This window comes from Paenibacillus glufosinatiresistens, assembly GCF_031470375.1.
GTDB classification, from domain to species: domain Bacteria; phylum Bacillota; class Bacilli; order Paenibacillales; family Paenibacillaceae; genus Paenibacillus_AQ; species Paenibacillus_AQ glufosinatiresistens.
Window position 1 is genome coordinate 64536 of sequence record NZ_JAVFHT010000002.1, and the last position, 19258, is coordinate 83793.

Here is a 19258-nt window from a genome sequence, read left to right on the forward strand (position 1 = left end):
GCTACTTACGCCTCCCCCGACGCTTGTTCGGTTCTCGCAGGCTGCGCTATCCAAGCGCCCAAGGCAAGTTCCAATGCTGACCGCAGCGCTTCTTCACGCACCCCGGCCACCCGTGCGGCGATCCGCTCCCGGGACTCGCGCAGCTTGTCCGACAGCCGTTCCCGCATCTCATCTCCCGCATCCGGCTCTGTCTTGTTCCGTTCTTCCCAGGCCAGCGCTTCATACAGGCCCAGCTCCCGCAGCAGCGATAACCACAGTTCCTGATAAGAGGCCCCGATCAGAGGAGTGAACGACCGGAAAAGCACCGTATTCAATTCGGCCAGCATTTCCATTCGCGCTTCTCCCTCCGGCGCCCTGCTGCCTTCTCCGTACAATTCGGCCTTCTTCACATTGTATTCGGCAATCGCCTCGCTGAGGGAACCGACCCTCTCGATCTCGCCTTTCTCGGCGAGCAGCCGGTAGAACCAACTGCTGAAATAATCGCCGGCCAGCACTTTCAGCTGCCGCGAGCGCATCGCCTCTTCCCCGCTTCCAAGCGCGGGCCGCTCGATCTCTTCATGGGTGTCCAATCCCAGCTGGACCAGTCCCGTCACAAGCGCGTAGAGTTCGGCCAGTTCCTCTCTATTCGTGGAAGGGACACGGCTGCCGCAGCTCACAAAGGCGTACAGCAGCGCCCCCCGGGCGTCCGCGAACGGCGGCAGCTCCGTGTGCCGCTGAATCATGTCGTAATGGGTATATTGTTGGGCGGTTTGCGGTACGCGATACGATTTCATGTCAGCCTCCGAGCGGTTTTTCCATAACCGGTTGTTCACAATCTTGTCTATTATATCATATGTGATTTCTTCTCGCACAGTCCTGCCGCTCTTCTTAATCCCCGGGTGTCAAAAAGCGGAACCCGCTCTTCCACAGATCGCTCTCCCGCAAGCGCAGCAAATTCCGAAGCGGCTCCGTCGGAGGCCCGCTTCCGAGCGACAGCAGAGCGCTCCGGACCGATGCGTCCCACCGGCCCCGCCGGACATCGGCGGCCAGCAGCAGACGCGAGGTCCCCTGCCATTTGTCCACCGCGATGATACGCAGCAGCACCTGATTGACGTTGTCCGTGCGCCCGAAGGCAAAGTCGAGGACGTCGGCGATATTCAGGTAAACCTCGCCGGGAGGCTGCGCGCTGTCCGTTACCTGCAGATCCAGCGACAGCGCGCCGTCGCTCCAGCCTGCGCGGCCAATCGGCAGCGTCAGCGGCAGGGCAGCCAGCTCGTCGACGAGGGTGCCGCCGCTGAGCTGCACCGGTTCGCTTGATGCCATGACGGGGCGTTCCCCGCCATGGCGCACGCTCCCGTCCAGCCCGGCAAGCGCCGGCAGGAGAAAGGCGAACAGCAGCGTTGCCAGCAGCGCGGCGGCAAGCCGGCCTTTTGGAATAAGCGCCATCCCTCTCCCCTCCCGTCTGCCGAAATGCGGTATACCCCAATATATGGAGCAGAAGGGCGGGCTATGCCGGAGGCGGGGTCTGCGCTCCATGAAAAAGAACCCCACAGACGTGGGGCTTGGCAGCTGGAGTGCCGGAGACGCGGGGCGGAAGACCGCCATCCGCTAGACTCCGCTTTCGGTTCGTCCGTGCTTCGTGTGAATCTCCGCCCTGCCGCGAATCTTGATTGCGGAGGTGTGGTCGGTGAACTGCGCAATCAGCACTTCGCCTTTGTCGAGCTTCTCCGTATGATGGAACCGTGTGTCGAGACCGCGGGTCAGACCGATGACCTGGACGCCGTTCTCGACCGCCTTGACCACCACATAATCGTTCTCCGCCGACTTGGCCGCCGGAACGCTCTTGTTCTCGCTCATCTTGCCGCCTCCTTGCCGATAATCTATAAGGTGTAAGATCAACAAATGCCGCCCTTTCAGGCGGCATCGTGTGTGCTACTAGGAATCGATATGTAGGAATCTTATTTGATTCCGTCTTTAAGCGCCTTTCCTGGCTTGAACGCCGGAACCTTGCTCGAAGGAATTTCGATTTCTTCGCCGGTCTGCGGATTGCGGCCCTTGCGTGCGGAACGCTCGCGTACCTCAAAGTTGCCGAAGCCAACCAGCTGTACCTTATCTCCGTTCTGCAGAGCTTCAGTGATTGCCTCGAATACGGCATCTACCGCTTTGGTAACGTCCTTCTTGGGAAGTTCCGTAGCTTCTGTCACCTGGTTGATCAGATCAGATTTGTTCATTCATTTCACCTCCCCGACAAATGCTTGTTACTGTTCACTCTTTCCGTTTCAACGCAAAATATACGTAGATTTACTGCGAAGAGCAAGCTTATGGCCATCCTTACCTCAGGATGCGCAACAAATTTATAGTAATACAGGCGCTCCACAATTTCAAGGCAATCCTGAAAAAGAGCGCGCAAAAAGGGCGTTCCTTCGGCCTTTCGGCCATGAAACGCCCTCCTTGACGCGTCAGCGAGAATGGGAGGATAAGAAGAAGCGGCTACAGAATAATGGCGATCAGACCGCCGGAGCCCTCGTTAATAATCCGCCCGAGCGTCTCCTGCAGCTTGTAGCGGGCGTTGTCGGGCATCATGGCAATCTTGCCCTGAATTCCTTCCCGCACTATGCTGTGCAGCGAACGGCCGAAGATATCGGACTCCCAGATCTTGATCGGGTCGTTCTCGAAATCCTGCATCAGGTAGCGGACCAGCTCCTCGCTCTGCTTCTCGGTGCCAATGATGGGGCTGAATTCCGATTCCACATCCACGCGGATCATATGGATGGACGGAGCGGTCGCCTTCAGTCTCACACCGAATCGCGAGCCCTGGCGAATCAGTTCCGGCTCATCGAGCGCCATTTCCGCCAGAGACGGCGCCGCGATGCCGTATCCGGTCGTTTTTACCATTTCCAGCGCTTCCGAGAACCGGTCGTATTCCCGCTTGGCGTGCGAGAATTCCTGCATCAGCTGCAGCAGATGATCCTTGCCGCGGATTTCGACGCCGACCACTTCCATCAGCACCCGGTCATACAGCTCTTCCGGCGCGTACAGGTCGATTTCGGCCACGCCCTGGCCCATGTTCATGCCGCTGAGCCCCGCCCGGTCAATAAAATCATATTCGGCGAACTGGGCGACCAGACGGTCTACATCGCGCAGGCGGCGGATGTCGCGGACCGTGTCCCGAACCGAATTCTCGTAGCTGCTGCGCAGCCAGTGGTTCTCCGGAAGCACCATGACCCAGCTCGGGAGATTGACGTTCACCTCATGTACAGGAAATTCATACAGCACTTCGCGCAGCACGCCGGTGACGTCTTCCTCGGACATACTGGCCGCGCTCAGCGTCATCACCGGGATATCGTATTTGGCCGCAAGTTCGCCCCGAAGCTGCTGCACCTCTTCGCTGCGCGGACGGGTCGAGTTAATGACCAGCACGAACGGCTTGCCGACTTCCTTCAGTTCGGCGACTACCCGCTCTTCGGATTCCACATAAGAACTGCGGGGGATTTCGGCAATCGTTCCGTCCGTCGTAACGACAACGCCGAGCGTAGAGTGCTCCTGAATAACCTTGCGGGTGCCGATTTCGGCCGCCTCCTGAAAAGGGATCGGCTCCTCGAACCAGGGCGTCGATATCATCCTCGGCCCGTTCTCGTCCTCGTAGCCCTTCGCTCCTTCCACCGCATAACCGACACAGTCCACCAGCCGGACATTGACCTCAAGACCCTCGGCTACCTTGATCTGCACCGCATTGTTCGGCACAAACTTCGGTTCGGTGGTCATGATGGTTTTGCCCGCGGCGCTCTGCGGCAGTTCATCCACGGCCCGCACCCGGTCGGCTTCGCTGGTGATATTGGGAAGCACGATCGTCTCCATGAAGCGCTTGATGAACGTCGATTTCCCCGTGCGGACGGCGCCGACAACTCCCAGATAAATATCGCCGCCGGTCCGTTCGGCAATGTCTTTGAAAATATCCACTTTTTCCAAAAGAGATCCCCTCCTCATATGCTTCCGAAGAAAAATGCCGTTCCAGCATCGACTTCGCGCTTGGCGCCTTGCGTCCGCCCTGCCGGGCTCCATCTGCGCCGGCTTTCCGGCCTGGCTTCGGCCTCATTATCCCTGTCCCGTGCGCCAAGTCCCGAATGCCCGGACATGCATTTGGACTAGTATCATCCTATGTATCCGAATCGCATTTATGCCGGTTATCCGCAAAAATTGCGTCTGCCGCCGGCAGACGGGATACGAACCCGTACGCTTTTCGGCGCCCGAAGCCTTCCCGTCATTTGTATGCGGTCCCTGCGCCAAAAAGAACCCCGCGCGAGGCGCGGGGTTCTTCTCTACCACAGACTCTCTTCTTCGCCCCTGCGGGCGGCTTCCAGCTTCCTCCGAACCGCCGCCTTGAGCGGGTCCTCGGGCACCTCCGCTTCCACGTCTCCCGCGATGCGGGCCTGACAGGCGAAGCGGTAGCCGCCGTCCAGGAGCGTCCCAAGCTTGCGCTTCTCCTGAACGGAGGGCTCCTGAAGCCCCTGCCCGCCGCCGGCGGTGACCCGCACCTTGCACATCAGGCAGCCGAGCTTGCCTCCGCAGCGTACCGGAGGCGCCACGCCGGCTCTCCGGCAGGCGTCCAGCAGCGTCGTGCCTGCGGGAACGGCAACCGTACGGTCTGCCGGCAGCAGACGGACGCTGCAGGATTGGACGTTTCTCATATGGCCACACTCCTTCTGTATTCCGACCAGGAACCCCCGAGCAGGAGGGCCATGACCTCGATATGCCTCACGGTCAGCTGATTGCGGGCAATCAGCGTTCCAAGCTCTCTCAGATGCCGCGCCGGAGCCATTCTCATGGCTTCCGCGACCGCGCCGGCGCGGTCGCGCCGCCCCCGAAGCACATTGAAGATCAGTTCATGGGCAAGCGGCATCAGCCTGACCGGGATTCCGCCGGCGGCGCTCGCTACGGGAGCCCAGGCCTGCAGCACTCCGGCTTCCGTCCGGTAGCGCGATCCCTCCGCTCCGATCTCGAAGCCGCCGACGAGCTCCAGGGGAAAGCCCGCGAGCCGGTAGCGGCTCCTTACCGAGTAGCAGCCCCTGCTGTAATCCTCCTCGGGCTGGCTCTCCGCACAGCCGATCAGCGCCCGGTGCAGCACGGCAGCCTCCTCCGTATCCGCATACAAATCCAGATCGCGCGGCGGAGCCGCCAGCTGTACGCCCTGGAGCATCAGTCCTCCGCTCCCTCCCAGCAGCCAGCAGCTTCCGTCGCTTGCGCCCTGTGCCTCCAGCAGACCTGCCGCAGCAGCCAGCGCAGCCTCCCACCCGAAATCTCCCATCTTAATTCACGCTCCGCCTGTCCAGAATCGCACCTCGAAATTCAGCCATATTATAACATAAAAGGCAGCGAAGCAGACGCTTCAAGCGCTGCATTCGCTGCCCTTCAGTTCGGGTGCATCCTACTTCTTCATCATCATCTTCATCAAGGTCTCCATGCTGCTGGGATTGGTCCCGCTCTTCTTGACCGCGTTCACAATCTCCTGCACGGTATTCTCGGTTACGGGCACTTTGGCCATGGCCGACACCTGTTTGATCAATTGGCGGAGCTGGGCTTCGCTCTGCAGCGTGCTCGGCTTGACCGTGCTGGCCAGCTTCTTGACCGCACCCTCCGTGATGTGCTTGCCTGCTTTTTTATTGATGGCACTCAGGGCGTCCTTGGAAAAATTTCGGCTCACTTCTCATCCCTCCTCCGTCAATCCCAACATATGAGATTCGGCGAAAAAAGGTGTTGGGCGAACCGCCCGCCCTCTCTAGGTATACCACTGTTCCCAGGTCTCCTGGGACATGGTCTCCATTTCGGCCTTGGGATCGCGGCCCATCAGCGCCTCGACGGCGCTGCGGGGACTTTTGTTCTGGAAGAGAACCTGGTAGATCTGGACGGTGATCGGCATCTGCACGTTCATCTGTTGGGACAGCGCATACGCCGCCTGGGTCGTCCGTATGCCTTCTACTACCATCCCCATGGATTCCAGCACTTCATCCAGCGGCTTGCCCTGTCCCAGCAGCGACCCGGCCCGCCAGTTACGGCTGTGCCGGCTCGTTGCCGTAACCACCAGATCGCCGATTCCGGCGAGGCCGGCAAAGGTAAGCGGGTTCGCGCCCAGGCCGACCCCTACCCGGGAGATCTCGGCAAGACCGCGTGTAAGCAGCGCCGCCTTGGCATTGTCTCCGAAGCCGAGACCGTCGGACAGACCCGCGCCCAGAGCAATAATATTCTTGAGCGCCCCTGCCAACTCCACTCCGACCAGATCGCGATTCGTATACACCCGGAAGTCGTTGTTGTTGAACAGCGACTGCGCCCGGAACGCTGCCGTCTCGTCCTGGGAAGCGACCACTACCGTAGTGGGGCAATGGCGAACCACTTCTTCCGCATGGCTCGGCCCGGAGAGCACGACAATCTGTCCTTCCGGGCAGCCCAGCTCCTCCGAGATCACCGTAGACATCCGCTTCATGGATTCCGTCTCAAATCCTTTGGTAGCATGGACACAGAGCATGTCAGGCTTCCAGAACGCCTTCAGATCGCGGGACACCTGCCGCATGGCCGAGGACGGGGCCACGATGACGACCGCCTCCGCTCCGCTGACCGCTGCTCCCATATCAGTCGTAGCGATAAGATTGTCCGGAAGAAGGATTCCGGGAAGGTAGTGCTCGTTGCTGTGGCGCCGGTTGATTTCTTCCGCCTGTTCGGCACTTCTCGTCCAGATTCGGACCTCGGGATGATTGGATGCCAGTACGGAAGCCAGCGCGGTTCCCCAGCTTCCCGCTACCAGCACAGCTACTTTGTCAGACACAGCTACTTTGTCAGACACGGCTACTTTGTCAGACAACGCGTTTGCCTCCTTTGCTCTTGGAGCCGATCTTGTTCTCCCTGCCTTCTGCAATCTTCACGATGTTCGTCCGGTGTCTCCAGAACGCAAAAGCGGCAATAATCAGACTGCTCCAGAGCACCGGATATGTAAACCCGAACACCAGCAGGAACACCGGTGTCAGGGCCACGAAGATCAGAGAGCCCAGCGATACATAGCGTGTGATAAATATGGAAGCGATGGCGATTACGCCGGCGATCAGCGCCGGCCAGAAGCAGAGGGTTGCCATAACGCCGATGGTCGTCGCAATTCCTTTGCCTCCGCGAAAATGAAAGTAGACCGGCCAGTTATGTCCGATAATGGCCGCGATACCGCAGGCGGCCGCCACCCAGCTTCCGGACCCTTCTGCCCAGAAGCCGAGCCAGACGGCGGCAATTCCCTTCAGTACGTCCAGAGCCAGCACGGCAATGGCAGGCCCTTTGCCCAGAACGCGAAGCGTATTGGTCGCCCCCGCATTGCCGCTGCCGTACTGGCGGATATCGATTCCTTTCAGCAATCTGGCAAGCAGCACACTGAAGCTGACCGAGCCAAGCAGATAGCTCACCACAATAACCACGATGTCAAACGCCACGCTTCTTCTCCCCTAACTCTCGTCGGATTTACGCCGCGTAAAGATGCGGATCGGCGTCCCTTCAAAATTGAATGCCGCCCGGATCTTGTTCTCCAAATAACGCTCATACGAGAAATGCATCAGCGACGGGTCATTCACAAACACCACAATGGTCGGCGGTTTCACCGCAACCTGCGTCACATAGTTGATTCGCAGGCGGCGGCCTTTGTCCGTCGGCGGGGGATTGATGGCCACAGCGTCGGACACCACATCGTTAAGCAGATGGGTTGCAATCCGCAGGGCGTGCTGCTGGGCCGCGTGCTGAACCACCGGCAGAAGCTTCTGGAGCCGCTGCTTGGTGAGAGCGGACAGGAAGACAACGGGCGCATAAGTCATGAACAGGAAATGGTCGCGGATCTTGTTCTCGAAGTGCTGCATGGTCTTGTCGTCCTTCTCGACCACATCCCACTTGTTGACGACGAAGATCGAAGCTTTGCCTGCGTCATGGGCATAGCCCGCGATATGCTTGTCCTGGTCGATAATGCCTTCCTCGCCGTTGATGACCACCAGCACCACGTCGGCGCGTTCAATGGCCCGCATCGCTCTCATGACACTGTATTTCTCCGTGGTCTCGTAGACCTTGCCGCGCTTGCGCATTCCGGCCGTATCAATCAGCACATACCGCTGTCCATCCCGCTCGAACGGGGTATCGATCGCATCCCGCGTTGTACCGGCGACATCGCTCACAATAACCCGCTCTTCGCCCAGAATCGCGTTGACGAGCGAGGATTTCCCGACGTTCGGACGGCCGATCAACGCTACGCGGATCACGTCGTCGTCATACTCCCCATCCTTGGGCTCGGGAAGCAGTCCCACTACCGCATCCAGCAGATCGCCGATCCCGGTGCCGTGGCTTCCGGAAATTCCGATCGGATCTCCGAAGCCGAGGCTGTAGAACTCATAGATATCTTCGGCGCGCTTCATATTGTCCACCTTGTTGATCGCCAGCACGACGGGCTTGCCCGAACGGAAGAGCAATTGCGCCACTTCCTCGTCGGCGTTGGTCAGACCGCTCTTCGCATCGCACATGAATACAATGGTGTCCGCTTCCTCAATCGCGAGTTCCGCCTGCGCCCGGATCGATTTCAGCATCGTATCCTCGCCGTCGATCTCGATTCCGCCGGTGTCGATGACGCTGAACGGCTTGCCGTTCCATTCCGCCACTCCATAAATCCGGTCCCGGGTAATCCCCGGCTTATCCTCTACAATAGCCAGCCGATCACCGATCAGCCGGTTAAAAATCGTCGATTTCCCGACGTTTGGCCTTCCTACAATGGCCACAACGGGTCTTGCCATGCCCATTCCTCCTGTCGTCCTTACGTTACCCATCATAGCAAAAAAGCGCTGTACAGCACAATCGGCGAACCCCAGCTCCGGGGTTCGCCGATGAGTATACCCTTTAATTGAAACCAAAGAAATTATTTCTCTTTGAATTTGTCCAGCTTGTCGCCAAAACGCTCAGCCAGCGTGAAGCTCAGGCCCTGGTTGTTCATGGAGACGTTCGGGTTGTCCAGAATCTCCTTCGGAGTTCTGTCTCTGTCGCGGTCTCTGTTTCTTTCCGGCTTGCGCTCGCTTTGAGCAGGCGCCTCTTCGGTTTCCTTGATGCTCAGGCTCACGCGCTTCTCGCCCGGATTGAAGTCCAGAACCTTGACCTGCACTTCCTGTCCTTCTTTCAGCACTTCATGCGGAGTGCCGATATGTTTGTGGGAGATTTGCGAGATATGAACCAGACCTTCTACGCCCGGAAGCAGTTCGACAAATGCGCCGAAGTTCACGAGACGCTTCACTTCGCCGGTTACGATATCTCCAATATGGATTTTGTCGGAAGCCGTGTCCCAAGGACCTGGGGAAGCGGCCTTGATGCTCAGGCTGATCTTGCCCTTCTCCGGATCGACCTTCAGTACCTTCACGCGAACCTTGTCGCCTTCGGATACAACGTCGGATGGCTTGTCGACATGGTTCCAGGCAATTTCGGATACGTGAACCAGACCGTCAACGCCGCCGACATCGACGAACGCGCCGAACTGAGTCAGACGCTGTACCGTTCCTTCGATGACCTGTCCTTCGGACAGCTCGGACATGATGCGTTGTTTGTTGGCTTCGAATTCTTCTTCCAGTACATCCTTGGCGGACAGAATAACTTTGCCGTTCTCGCGGTCCAGTTCCTTCACCTTAACGCGGAGCGTGCGGCCCTTGTAATCGCTGAAATCTTCAACGAAGTGGCGTTCTACCATGGAAGCCGGGATAAAGCCGCGGGCGCCGACATCAGCCACGAGACCGCCCTTGACCACGTCGGCCACAGTAACTTCGATAACGTCCTGAGCTTCAAAATGCTGCTCCAGATCGTCCCAAGACTTCTCGCTGTCGATGGCGCGCTTGGACAGCACCAGGCTCTCCTTGTTGTCGTTGATGCTGACCACTTTGCACTCCACTTCCTGACCGACTTCTACCGCGGAAGCGGCATTGTCCAGTTGAACCGAGGACAGTTCGCGAATCGGGATGACGCCGTCGTATTTATATCCAATGCTTACATAAGCTTGGTTGTCTTCGATTTTGACGATCGTTCCCTTCACGGTGTCGCCTTTTTTGACGGAGATGATCTGCTCCAGGTCCGCCTGGCTGGTCATTTCCTCTTGATTGCTTGCTGCGGCTTCTTCTGCGGCAACGCTGCCCGCGGTTTCGGTCGCTTCTGCGGAAGACTGGTTCAGCTCCGCTGCTTCTTGATTTCTTGTTTCTTCAGACATGTGATTACCCTCCTCGATTCAAAACCCCATTTATTTAAACCCGCACCAAACGCAGGGTTCAAAACAAAAACCTCGCGGCCCTAGCCCGCGTCTACCCTCTTGCCTAGTATGTTCCAAATAATTCCCGTTAATGCTATTTGCCGCTCGGCACTCCCGTCTTGAGCATTTCGCGGATCTTCGACATGATGACGTCGGTGACTTCCTCCAGCGAATCGCTGCTCGCACCTTCAAAGTTCGAGAGATCAATCGGGGCGCCGTACACGACGGTCATCCGCCGAAAAGGCTTATAGCTTCCGATGATTGCTGCGGGCACAACGGCCGCTCCGCTGCGGAGCGCAAAGCTTGCCGCTCCCTTCTTCGCGGTTCCCGTATCGCTGTTGCGGGTGCCTTCCGGGAAAATGCCCATCACCTTGCCGCTGCGAAGCAGATTCAGCGAAGTCTTGATCGACTCCTTGCTGACGCCGCCCCGCTTGACCGGAAACGCGCCCAGCTGCCGGATCAACCAGCCCAGAACCGGAACCTTGAACAGTTCCGCCTTGGCCATGTAATTGACCTTGCGCTGAAGCGGAATCCCCATTGTCAGCGGATCCAGGTTGTTCGTATGATTGCCGCACAGCAGCACTCCGCCCTCCGCCGGCACATTCTCCCGGCCAATCGTTCGGAGCGGAAAGACAATGGCATAGATCAAACGAAGCAATCCCCGGCAAATCACATAGATCATAAATGATTTCTCTCCCCGTCTACATAAGCTCTGCAGCGAGAAACGATCGCCTCCACAACCTGTCCGATATCCATCGATGTCGTATCCAGCAAAAAGCTGTCTTCCGCGCGCCGCAGCGGCGAAATCTCCCTGCTCTCGTCGAGCCGGTCCCGCTTCGCGATATCGTTCTCAAGCTGCTCCAGACTGATCTGTTCCTTCCCGCCCAGCTCTTTGAAGCGGCGGAGCGCCCGTTCCTCCACGCTTGCCGTCATGAAGATCTTCACTTCGGCGTCAGGCAGCACGGTCGTGCCGATATCCCGCCCGTCCATCACCACTCCCCGTCCGAGCGCCATTTCGCGCTGCAGCTGGCTGAGTCTGGTCCGGACCGGCTCCAGCTTCGCATACTGCGAGACCTGGCTGCTGACCTGGAGGCTTCGGATATGAGGGGTAACATCCTCACTGTTGATGTACACCTGCTGGCCTTCCGCTCCCGGCACTAATTCAATCACCAGATTGCGCATCGTCTGACGCACAAGCTCGTGATCGTCCGGGCCAATGCCTTCGCGGAGCATATACCAGGTAACCGCCCGGTACATCGCTCCCGTATCGACATAAATATAGGAGAGCCTGCTTGCTACCATTCGGGCTACGGTACTCTTGCCTGCCCCGGCAGGTCCGTCGATGGCGACGTTGATTCTGTCTTGTGTGTGTGTCCCCTGCCTAGCCAACGGGGCATTCCTCCTCAACTCTTGCATCAGGTACCCTGAATCATCAAGAAAAAAGCAGGCATTGCCTGCGACTTATGAAATTATACCACAGATTGCGAACCAGTGCAAAATCGCATAGACGATTTTTCTCAACGATTGCGGAAATCAAACTGCCGCTCAAAGCAATAACGGATGATCTTCTGCCGCTCCCCGTCGCTGATCCGGCTGAACTTCAGCATCGCCAGGGTGCGGCCGCTCTCCAGAGTCTTCATCCGCACCACTTCCGCTTCGAACGCCGCATGGTCGATGTTTCCGTTGCGGAAGGCAAGAAGAACCCAGCACTCCAGTTGATCCCCGACCTGCAGCGCCACCCCCGGGTCCGTCAGAAAAGAAGCGCCTCCTCCGCCGACGTCTTCGGTCCTTACCAGGAACCGGCGTCCGCTCTTAGTCTTCGCCGCTAGCTCCAGTTCCGCATTCACGCGGAGATAGCTGCGGCGCTGAATCTTCACGATGGAATCGGGCGAAGGCTTGCGGATGCGCACCATCCGGATGACATCCTCCTTGAACCCCAGCACATGGCTGTAAAAATAATTCTTGATGCCGCCTTCCGTCAGGTAGTAGACGGACAGCTCATCCCCCATATTCAGCCGTTTCAGCCGGCCGCTGCTCTCCTGAATCGGGATTTCGATCAGGAAGGCGTCTTCTTCCAGCTCCGCGATCCGCGACCGGTACTCGGCCTCCGATTCGGAGGCGTCGCCGGATGATACCTGAATATATAAGTTGTCGTTAATCTTGGGAAGCAAACCGTTCACCGCCGCTGTAAGATGATATTTAACTATCTGCGATTATAGCATGGGCTCCGCCGGCGGTGGAGAAAAACTTTCCAGCCTGCCCGCCCCCTCCGCCGGTCCGATTTCCAGCCGCCCTCCCCGCCGCGGAAACGGCGGGAGGGCGCAGCAAAAACCGGCAGAGCCTAGGCTCTGCCGGCGTTCTGCAGCCGGAGTCCGGCCGCCTGAAAAGGCGTCTCAAGCGCCCTGCGCTCCGGAAGCGGTGCGGATCTCCTCCACCGTCTCTTCGATTCCCGTATCGGCATTCAGGTAGATCCGGTACTGGGAGCCGTTGATTTTGCCGCCGAATTCATACGTCAGCACTTCTTCGCCGTTGTCGTTCTCGATCCAGGCCATCCGGTGGTACAGCTCGTGGAAGTCCCCGTTCAGCTTCGCCCGGGCGGCCTCAAGATTAAGCTTCGGCTTCGGTATCTTGCGGTTGTCCTGGTGCTCGTTCACATAATCGCTGGCCTGGAAGCCCGTAACGTCCCCCGTATCAAGACCGGCGCGGACGGTGATCTTCTCGGGGTAGATCAGCGTGTCTCCGGACCGGGTCACAAAGGTGATGTTGCCCAGATTGTCGTACCTGTCTGCGCTGACCGCCGTCATATGCGGGTAGCCCTTGAGCTTCAGGAATTCCCCCGCCTTCTCGACCGCCCGGGCCAGAGGCACATTCGCCGGTCCCACTTCACGGCTGTCCGAATAGGAGATCAGGAGCCCCCCGTTCACCGTGAAATCCATGCTGATCGGGCCCTTGGGAGCTTCCACCTTCGCTGTATAGGATTCCCACTCGGTTCCCTGTCCGTTATGGACCACCGATACCGGAGTCTGCGCGCCTGAATCGCTGAATTTTAGCGCTTTGCGCTTGATGTCTTCAGCCGATACCGGCACCCCGTCCAGCTTGCGAACCGAGCGTTTGTCATACATGCTGGCGACCGAGGGTCCCCAGTCAAGTTCCGGATAGGCGCCGACCCGTTTGTCCACCGTTTTGAATCCGTCGATAATCGTATTGTCCTCCGCCTTGTTATTCGTGGCGAGAGCGGATTCCACATCCATCCAGCGCAGCCGGTTGGTGATAACTTTCTCCTGTACGCCCTGAAGCTCTTTGGAAATTTCCGCCGAACTCTGGTACAGAGCCTTTAGATTCTTCAGTTCTCCGTCCGTGATCGGCTTGTCCTTGAAATCGCGGATGGCGGCTTTGTAAGAGAAATTCGAGATTTTGGACAAAAACTCTTCCGTCTTGCTGAACGGCAGCAGCGTGAGCGGAAGCTGATTGATCTCATTCTGCGCCTCGCTCGTCAGTCTCCATACATTGACCAGACCCTTGCGGTGCATACCGTCCGAAGCGGCGTGTACAGCCAGGGTGCTCCCCAGCTCGCCATGGAGCTGTTCCACGTGATAGGACAGATCGTGGAAGGCACGCTGATACTGGTTCTCGGCTTTCAGCAGAATCGCATTCTTTTCCTGGTTCTCCCGGTACCCCCAGACGAGAGCTCCTACAAACAGGAGAGCGGCCAGCGGAAAGAGAACGGCACTCATACGCTTGTACATAAGGCGGCAAGACTCCCTTCAATCGCTTGTTGCCGTTAGTTTGACTGAAAGAAGGAAGACTTATGCACCAAGATTCAATCCTGTTCTTCGATCAAAAAGCCGCTGGTGCAGCTGCACAGGCACTGCTTGAATCCAGTCTGGATGACGCCGCGTTCCCTGACGCCCCGCAGCACGTAGCTCTCGCCGCATTGTCTGCAAATAATTCGGACTTTGACACGCAAAAAAGACACCCCGTTTCAAGAGAGATTTCCGGAACGTTCCGGAAAAATATTCCTGAATACAGTGTGTCCTATTCGGCTACAGGTTAACCTCTTCTTCCCGCTTGGCAAGCCGGAAGGGAGAACGATTGTTGGCTCGGGCAACCTTGCCCATACCGCCATACCAGAGAACGGCCATCATCGGCACCATGAACCAAATCCAGTAATTCGGCGTGGCGCCGATAATGAAATCGTAAATACCGTGCCACAGCCAGGGCAGCACGAAGGACAGGGCCAGAATTCGGCGGGTTCTTCCCGAGGGCGAGAACTTGGCCCTTCCCAGATGGTATCCCATAATGATGCCGAACATGGCATGTCCAGACACGGGCAGCAGCGCCCGGACCAGCATCGGGCCCAGTGCCGCATGATTATACAGAGCGTACAGCACATTCTCTACGGTCGCAAAGCCGAGGGAAATCGCCACCGCATAGACGATACCGTCATACGGCTCGTCAAATTCCATATGATTGTAGATCATATGATAAAGGACGAACCATTTCAGCCCCTCTTCCACCCCGGCCGAAATCAGAAACGATTCGGAGTAAAGGTCCAAAGGCAGCCCTTTCATAAGGCCGTTCTGGATAATCATGACCGGGAAGACAATAAGAAACCCCAGCAGAAATACCTTGGCGACAAGCTGCAGGGGCTCCTGATCGTATTTATCTTTCAGATAAAAATAGGTCAGCAAAGCAAGCCCCGGTGCGACTGCCGACATCATGACCGAAAACAATAGCACCGATAAGGCCTCCCTGCTGTAGTTATTGCTGGCGCTTGAAATGCTCGCACAACTGCTCTACGGCGTTGTCCGCCATAACCGTCTTGCCGTACTCCGCCAGCACCGATTGGGTGACCGGAGAAGAATCGCCGAATTCGGACAGAACAGCGACCAGAGCCGCCAGCTCCGCTTCCTCGAAATCTTTGGGATCGAAATACAAATACCATTTATCGTTGTACGAATACAGCGTACCCGCCGAAGTGATCCGGCCGATGAGCACATGGGCGGCTTCGATCAGAACCTCGAAATCGCGGAATGCATAGACAACGGAATCGCTCTGTTCAAGCGTAACTTCCATCTCATAAATCTCATCGGGCATTTCTTCTTCGCCGGAGGCGCCGTATGAGTGGTGATCATATTTGCCCCGCGTGACAATGACAACCATGCCTTGGGCGGGCAGAGCGAACACTTCAACGGCAAGAGGACCGGTTGCGTCAAAACCGAGCTCTGTGTAGGCCTGATCCATCATTTCCGTAAAGAGGTCGTGTACCTTCGGTACTTCCTGCCACATGTCTTCCTTCTGGATTCCCCGCTCGCTAAGGTCGTCAAAAGTGAGGAAAATCCGTATCTTATCTTGACTTAAGCGCTCAATTCTCATGACAGGATCCTCCCTTTGCAAGCTCAATTTATTCTAGTGTATGATGAGTCCCGAGTTATGAGCCAAAAATGGATACTATGTATGTATGTTATCATTTTGGGACGGCAAATGCACGTAAATAAAAAAAGAATCATTTCGGAGCCGCCCAACGCGTCTCCAAAATGATTCCGGAGTCTCCGAACGCGGTTATAAACCCGGTACGGTTGTATGCGTCTCTCGGAGAATCCGCTCCACGTCATGCTTGACTTCAGGATTGCTGCGAATGAAATCCTTCAGCATCTTGAGATTGGCTTCATGGGATTTCGGCTCCGATTCGTGCTTGGCGGCATTGACGCCTTGTACGGAATGGTCTGTCCCTTTATCGCGGTTTGCTGTGCTCCCGAACCCGGTCAGGGCCATATCCACAATCTTGTCTTTGGCTCTTCCGGCAGCTTGTCCCTGGCCCAATGCGTTCATCAGCATCGGCCGCTTGCGGGACATCATCATGCTTGCCGTCGCACCCAGCACCAGACCGCAGAGAAATGACGAAGTCTTCACATTTCATGCCTCCTTGTATGGTAGAATCATGACTAGTGTTCGCGGAATGGAGAGCGGGCATACAGCCAAGTCAGACGAAAGCGAGATGAAAAAAGTGGGTAAACCGACAGTAGCATTCCTTCTCGCCGCCTTATTGCTGGCATCCTGTTCCAGCGAAGGCGGCTCTACTCCCGTCCAGACTCCGGGCGCTTCTTCCGGCCCCGCCCAGACGGCTGCGGCTTCTCCCTCCGCCGCCTTGCCGACGGCATCGACTTCTTCGGCCGTTCCCTCCGTCCTGCCTTCAACTTCGTCCGTGCCGGCGGCTTCGGGACTACCTTCTCCGTCGCCAAGCCAAGAGCCGGCTGGAGCGGAATCGCCGATTCCCATCCAATATCAGATGAACAGCAATTATGACATCAAACCGGTCGACGGGAACGCGAACAAGAAGGTCGTGCTTCTGACCTTCGATGACGGCCCGAAAGAAGCGGCAATGATTAACGCCATCTTCGATACGCTCGACAAACATCAGGCCAAGGCCATCTTCTTCGTCAACGGCTACCGGGTCAAGGAGCACCCGGAACTGCTGAAGCTGATCCAGGAACGCGGAGGCATCATCGGCAATCACAGCTGGGATCATATTGTGCTGAAGAAGAAGCCCTATGCCGAAGTGAAGAAGCAGATTGAAGACGTCCAGAAGATCGTCAAGGACGTCACAGGCGAGACTCCGGTCTTCTTCCGGCCGCCGCACGGAGCAGGGGGCGACGTCGGCAAGAAGGTCGCGGCCGAGAACGGCCTGCTCTACATGACCTGGTCCAACGGTTCGCTGGACTGGACGATGAATGAGAAGGAAGCCGGGAAGCCGGACAAAATTGTCAAGAACGTAACCAACCAGCTCCACGCAGGCAGCAATATTTTGATGCATGAGCTGCCCTGGACGGTCGAGGCGCTCGACAAGCTGCTGACCACGCTGGAAGGCAAGGGCTACAGCTTCGTCGATCCCCGCAGCATCAAGACTCCTGCGGCAGCGAATTAAGGAATGTGCATATCACTTGTATTATTAAAGAAGCGGCCGTTCAAGGAGGTAATCCTTGGACGGCCGCTTTCACTTCCCTTTTGAATTTTCAAGACCGCTCGGTCCCCTGCCCTTGCACGTCTTCCGTGTCCGGCTGTCCGCTGCGCAGCGTCAGTAGATGAATCTCCGCCGGACTGCCCCAGCGGAACGGCAAATGGGCCGTACCGTAGCCGCGGCTGATGAACACCCGGGTTGCGCCGCTTTCGTCCGGCCGGTCCGGCCAGCGAAAGAGACCTGCCGAGTACCGGCGGTAGAACGCTTCTTTTACGTGCCTTCTGCCCAGGACCGGGAGCACGATCTGTCCCCCGTGCGTGTGTCCGCTCAGGACGAGATCCGCCGGCACCTTCTCTCTGCCTTCCAGCCAGATCGGATCATGCACCAGAATGATCCGGTTATCCGCGGCGCTTCCCGGCGGAAGATGCGGCGGCGGCGCGGCTGAACGCCCGATTCCCCGCTTCGGATAATCAATTCCGGTCAGCCAGAGGCGGGTATCGCGTCCTTCCGCCAGCACGATGTTCTCGTCCTTCAGCAGCCGGATGCCCATCTTCTGAAGAACCTCTTCGAACTCCGAAGGCGTTACCTTGACGTCATGATTGCCGCTGACCGCGTAGACGGGAGCAACGGAAGCCAGAAGCCGCATGTTGGCCTTCATCCGCTCCAACTTATTGTCAAGCTCTGTAAGATCGCCTCCGGCCAGCACCGCGGCCGCCCGGCCCCGAGCCGGGGCAATCAGCCGCTCCGGCAGCCGGCGGCTGTGAATATCGGTGACGAGCAGCAGCTGCAAGCCGTCGAAAGAACGGTCCAGTTCTGCCAGCGTCAGCTCCTGCTCGATCAGCCGGCCTCCATGCGCCAGCGCATACATCCATCCCAGCAGCGCAAGCCCCGCCAATGCCAGAATCAATACGGCCCAAGCCAGAACCGTTACCATAGTTCATTCAGCGGCGGAGCGCCCTTGATTCCCCAGAGCAGCAGCATCGCCAGCAGCGCCAGGAACAGGGCCTGCAGGGAATTGACAAATATTTTGCTGAGCCGCACCCGCTCCGACGAATGCTTGCTGGCGCGGGAAGGGGTGCTTCCCTCCGTCTTCGCGGCCCGGCCGCTTCTGCCGGCGGCGGAACGCCGGCTGCCGGCTGCCGCAGCGGAATGCTTGCTGACCCGGCTCCCGACGGCCGGTTCCTTCGGCTTCCGGACAGCCGGCTTGGACTCCGGAGCGCTCCCCGCTTCCCGGAGCGCGCTCCGTTTGCTGCGCGACAGCGCAGCGGCGGCTCCTTTCGTGTCCGGGATGCGCCCGGACGCGCGGCGGGAGGCCGTTTTGGCAGCAGCTGCGGGCTTGTTCGCACTCTTGGCCTTGGCGCGCGATTTAACCCGGCTGAGTTCCTCGCTCATGACTCCCTCCTGTAACGAATCACCAGACCTGAGAACAGGTCGATGACAAAATGGCATACAATCGGGGCCCACAGGCTTCCCGACATCACATAAATATAGCCCAGACCATAGCTGCTGAGAAAGACCCAGCCCGTCGGCAGCCAGTGGCGCAGATAGCGGACATGGATGACTGCGAACAGAATACTGGTCCAGTAAATGCCGAAGCCGTGCTGAACGGCTCCCCGGAACAGCAGCTCCTCGCATACGGCCACAATCGCGGACAACAGCACGATATGCCATACCGGACGGCTCCTGAACAGCAGCTCGTTGATGCCTCCGTCATCCATCGTATTCTCGGGTACAACGCGGGTCAGCAGCAGATCGACAAGCAGCATGGCCAGGGCAAGACCAAGCCCCCACGCCAAAAAATCGTAACTGTTCGGAATTTGTAACAATTCCAGCGGGTTGCGCTTCTGTAATACGATCCAGATCAAACCGATAATAAAGGTGAGAGCCTGCGTGAAATACAGGTTCGCCAGCAAAAGCCGGTCAGTCAGCTCCTGAGGAGCCGCCTTTTTAATCTTGATGTCGCCGAATTTGAATTTTTTCATGCTAACCTGCCTGTCTTTATGAAGGTTGTAATTCCGAGTCTAAAGGAGCAAATG

General features: G+C 57.8%; 24 protein-coding genes. 2 read left to right on the forward strand and 22 right to left on the reverse strand.

Annotation, left to right across the window (positions count from 1 at the left end):
- Positions 1–5: 5 nt before the first annotated feature.
- From RBI05_RS03305 to ypeB, 16 genes are all read right to left on the reverse strand, one after another.
- Entirely contained in the window at positions 6–773 is a 768-nt protein-coding gene (locus tag RBI05_RS03305; protein WP_310550116.1) for a heptaprenyl diphosphate synthase component 1, read from the reverse strand.
- A gap of 94 nt (positions 774–867) precedes the next feature.
- The gene (locus RBI05_RS03310) at positions 868–1425 is read right to left on the reverse strand and encodes a hypothetical protein (RefSeq protein WP_310550117.1); all 558 of its coding nucleotides are present in this window, start codon (positions 1423–1425) and stop codon (positions 868–870) included.
- A 162-nt stretch (positions 1426–1587) separates the two neighbouring features.
- Positions 1588–1836, reverse strand: a complete 249-nt coding sequence (gene mtrB, locus RBI05_RS03315) for a trp RNA-binding attenuation protein MtrB (RefSeq protein ID WP_150457063.1) — start codon at positions 1834–1836, stop codon at positions 1588–1590.
- 101 nt (positions 1837–1937) lie between these two features.
- The gene (locus RBI05_RS03320) at positions 1938–2210 is read right to left on the reverse strand and encodes an HU family DNA-binding protein (RefSeq protein ID WP_038697055.1); all 273 of its coding nucleotides are present in this window, start codon (positions 2208–2210) and stop codon (positions 1938–1940) included.
- Positions 2211–2469: 259 nt separating this feature from the next.
- Positions 2470–3948 (reverse strand): stage IV sporulation protein A, encoded by a 1479-nt coding sequence (gene spoIVA / locus RBI05_RS03325; RefSeq protein WP_150457062.1) that lies wholly within the window; start codon positions 3946–3948, stop codon positions 2470–2472.
- Between the two features lie 350 nt (positions 3949–4298).
- Entirely contained in the window at positions 4299–4667 is a 369-nt protein-coding gene (locus tag RBI05_RS03330; protein ID WP_150456468.1) for a 2Fe-2S iron-sulfur cluster-binding protein, read from the reverse strand.
- Entirely contained in the window at positions 4664–5284 is a 621-nt protein-coding gene (locus RBI05_RS03335) for a hypothetical protein (RefSeq protein ID WP_310550119.1), read from the reverse strand. Before RBI05_RS03335 ends, RBI05_RS03330 begins: the two co-directional genes overlap by 4 nt.
- A 120-nt stretch (positions 5285–5404) precedes the next feature.
- Positions 5405–5680: a stage VI sporulation protein F gene (locus tag RBI05_RS03340; protein ID WP_150456470.1), complete on the reverse strand. Its 276-nt coding sequence runs from the start codon at positions 5678–5680 to the stop codon at positions 5405–5407.
- A 75-nt stretch (positions 5681–5755) separates the two neighbouring features.
- A complete protein-coding gene (locus RBI05_RS03345; protein ID WP_310550295.1) occupies positions 5756–6796 on the reverse strand; it encodes an NAD(P)H-dependent glycerol-3-phosphate dehydrogenase in 1041 nt (346 codons plus the stop codon).
- A 28-nt stretch (positions 6797–6824) separates the two neighbouring features.
- Positions 6825–7442: a glycerol-3-phosphate 1-O-acyltransferase PlsY gene (plsY, locus tag RBI05_RS03350; protein WP_150456471.1), complete on the reverse strand. Its 618-nt coding sequence runs from the start codon at positions 7440–7442 to the stop codon at positions 6825–6827.
- A 12-nt stretch (positions 7443–7454) separates the two neighbouring features.
- Positions 7455–8777, reverse strand: coding sequence for a ribosome biogenesis GTPase Der (der, locus tag RBI05_RS03355; RefSeq protein ID WP_310550120.1), 1323 nt, complete (start codon positions 8775–8777; stop codon positions 7455–7457).
- Positions 8778–8899: 122 nt separating this feature from the next.
- A complete protein-coding gene (rpsA, locus tag RBI05_RS03360; protein WP_150456473.1) occupies positions 8900–10225 on the reverse strand; it encodes a 30S ribosomal protein S1 in 1326 nt (441 codons plus the stop codon).
- A gap of 133 nt (positions 10226–10358) precedes the next feature.
- A complete protein-coding gene (locus RBI05_RS03365) occupies positions 10359–10946 on the reverse strand; it encodes a lysophospholipid acyltransferase family protein (protein ID WP_310550121.1) in 588 nt (195 codons plus the stop codon).
- Positions 10943–11653 (reverse strand): (d)CMP kinase, encoded by a 711-nt coding sequence (cmk, locus tag RBI05_RS03370; protein WP_150456475.1) that lies wholly within the window; start codon positions 11651–11653, stop codon positions 10943–10945. The genes RBI05_RS03365 and cmk overlap by 4 nt, the downstream gene beginning before the upstream one ends.
- Before the next feature lie 128 nt (positions 11654–11781).
- Entirely contained in the window at positions 11782–12435 is a 654-nt protein-coding gene (locus tag RBI05_RS03375) for a flagellar brake protein (RefSeq protein ID WP_310550122.1), read from the reverse strand.
- 222 nt (positions 12436–12657) lie between these two features.
- Entirely contained in the window at positions 12658–14010 is a 1353-nt protein-coding gene (gene ypeB / locus RBI05_RS03380) for a germination protein YpeB (protein WP_310550123.1), read from the reverse strand.
- Between the two features lie 62 nt (positions 14011–14072).
- Between ypeB and RBI05_RS03385 the strand changes: the two genes are divergently transcribed.
- On the forward strand, positions 14073–14318 hold the full coding sequence (locus RBI05_RS03385) for a hypothetical protein (protein WP_310550303.1): 246 nt from the start codon (positions 14073–14075) through the stop codon (positions 14316–14318).
- Here the strand turns inward: RBI05_RS03385 and prsW are convergent.
- The 3 genes from prsW to RBI05_RS03400 all read right to left on the reverse strand — a co-directional run bounded on the left by prsW (position 14308) and on the right by RBI05_RS03400 (position 16177).
- The gene (gene prsW / locus RBI05_RS03390; protein ID WP_150456478.1) at positions 14308–15003 is read right to left on the reverse strand and encodes a glutamic-type intramembrane protease PrsW; all 696 of its coding nucleotides are present in this window, start codon (positions 15001–15003) and stop codon (positions 14308–14310) included. The genes RBI05_RS03385 and prsW overlap by 11 nt on opposite strands.
- A 22-nt stretch (positions 15004–15025) precedes the next feature.
- Entirely contained in the window at positions 15026–15640 is a 615-nt protein-coding gene (locus tag RBI05_RS03395; protein ID WP_150456479.1) for a genetic competence negative regulator, read from the reverse strand.
- 186 nt (positions 15641–15826) lie between these two features.
- Positions 15827–16177, reverse strand: a complete 351-nt coding sequence (locus RBI05_RS03400) for a hypothetical protein (RefSeq protein WP_150456480.1) — start codon at positions 16175–16177, stop codon at positions 15827–15829.
- Between the two features lie 85 nt (positions 16178–16262).
- Here RBI05_RS03400 and RBI05_RS03405 point away from each other — a divergent pair, with 85 nt between their 5' ends.
- Positions 16263–17189 carry a polysaccharide deacetylase family protein gene (locus RBI05_RS03405; RefSeq protein WP_408638287.1) on the forward strand — a complete coding sequence of 309 codons (927 nt, stop codon included), beginning with the start codon at positions 16263–16265 and terminating at the stop codon, positions 17187–17189.
- A gap of 88 nt (positions 17190–17277) precedes the next feature.
- On the opposite strand, the gene RBI05_RS03410 is transcribed toward RBI05_RS03405, so the two are convergent.
- Genes RBI05_RS03410 through RBI05_RS03420 form a run of 3 tightly spaced genes read right to left on the reverse strand, consistent with a single transcriptional unit; the run spans position 17278 to position 19204 of the window.
- Positions 17278–18156, reverse strand: a complete 879-nt coding sequence (locus RBI05_RS03410) for a metallophosphoesterase (RefSeq protein ID WP_310550125.1) — start codon at positions 18154–18156, stop codon at positions 17278–17280.
- The gene (locus RBI05_RS03415) at positions 18150–18614 is read right to left on the reverse strand and encodes a hypothetical protein (RefSeq protein ID WP_310550126.1); all 465 of its coding nucleotides are present in this window, start codon (positions 18612–18614) and stop codon (positions 18150–18152) included. The genes RBI05_RS03410 and RBI05_RS03415 overlap by 7 nt, the downstream gene beginning before the upstream one ends.
- On the reverse strand, positions 18611–19204 hold the full coding sequence (locus RBI05_RS03420; RefSeq protein WP_310550127.1) for a CPBP family intramembrane glutamic endopeptidase: 594 nt from the start codon (positions 19202–19204) through the stop codon (positions 18611–18613). Before RBI05_RS03420 ends, RBI05_RS03415 begins: the two co-directional genes overlap by 4 nt.
- Positions 19205–19258: the final 54 nt, after the last annotated feature.

Excerpts from the sequence above, each read along its gene's own strand:
- RBI05_RS03305 (WP_310550116.1), bottom strand. The coding sequence starts at position 773 with ATGAAATCGTATCGCGTACCGCAAACCGCCCAACAATATACCCATTAC.
- RBI05_RS03310 (WP_310550117.1), bottom strand. The coding sequence starts at position 1,425 with ATGGCGCTTATTCCAAAAGGCCGGCTTGCCGCCGCGCTGCTGGCAACG.
- mtrB (WP_150457063.1), bottom strand. The coding sequence starts at position 1,836 with ATGAGCGAGAACAAGAGCGTTCCGGCGGCCAAGTCGGCGGAGAACGAT.
- RBI05_RS03320 (WP_038697055.1), bottom strand. The coding sequence starts at position 2,210 with ATGAACAAATCTGATCTGATCAACCAGGTGACAGAAGCTACGGAACTT.
- RBI05_RS03330 (WP_150456468.1), bottom strand. The coding sequence starts at position 4,667 with ATGAGAAACGTCCAATCCTGCAGCGTCCGTCTGCTGCCGGCAGACCGT.
- RBI05_RS03335 (WP_310550119.1), bottom strand. The coding sequence starts at position 5,284 with ATGGGAGATTTCGGGTGGGAGGCTGCGCTGGCTGCTGCGGCAGGTCTG.
- der (WP_310550120.1), bottom strand. The coding sequence starts at position 8,777 with ATGGCAAGACCCGTTGTGGCCATTGTAGGAAGGCCAAACGTCGGGAAA.
- rpsA (WP_150456473.1), bottom strand. The coding sequence starts at position 10,225 with ATGTCTGAAGAAACAAGAAATCAAGAAGCAGCGGAGCTGAACCAGTCT.
- RBI05_RS03365 (WP_310550121.1), bottom strand. The coding sequence starts at position 10,946 with ATGATCTATGTGATTTGCCGGGGATTGCTTCGTTTGATCTATGCCATT.
- ypeB (WP_310550123.1), bottom strand. The coding sequence starts at position 14,010 with ATGTACAAGCGTATGAGTGCCGTTCTCTTTCCGCTGGCCGCTCTCCTG.
- RBI05_RS03385 (WP_310550303.1), top strand. The coding sequence starts at position 14,073 with ATGCACCAAGATTCAATCCTGTTCTTCGATCAAAAAGCCGCTGGTGCA.
- RBI05_RS03395 (WP_150456479.1), bottom strand. The coding sequence starts at position 15,640 with ATGAGAATTGAGCGCTTAAGTCAAGATAAGATACGGATTTTCCTCACT.
- RBI05_RS03405 (WP_408638287.1), top strand. The coding sequence starts at position 16,263 with ATGAAAAAAGTGGGTAAACCGACAGTAGCATTCCTTCTCGCCGCCTTA.
- RBI05_RS03410 (WP_310550125.1), bottom strand. The coding sequence starts at position 18,156 with ATGGTAACGGTTCTGGCTTGGGCCGTATTGATTCTGGCATTGGCGGGG.
- RBI05_RS03415 (WP_310550126.1), bottom strand. The coding sequence starts at position 18,614 with ATGAGCGAGGAACTCAGCCGGGTTAAATCGCGCGCCAAGGCCAAGAGT.
- RBI05_RS03420 (WP_310550127.1), bottom strand. The coding sequence starts at position 19,204 with ATGAAAAAATTCAAATTCGGCGACATCAAGATTAAAAAGGCGGCTCCT.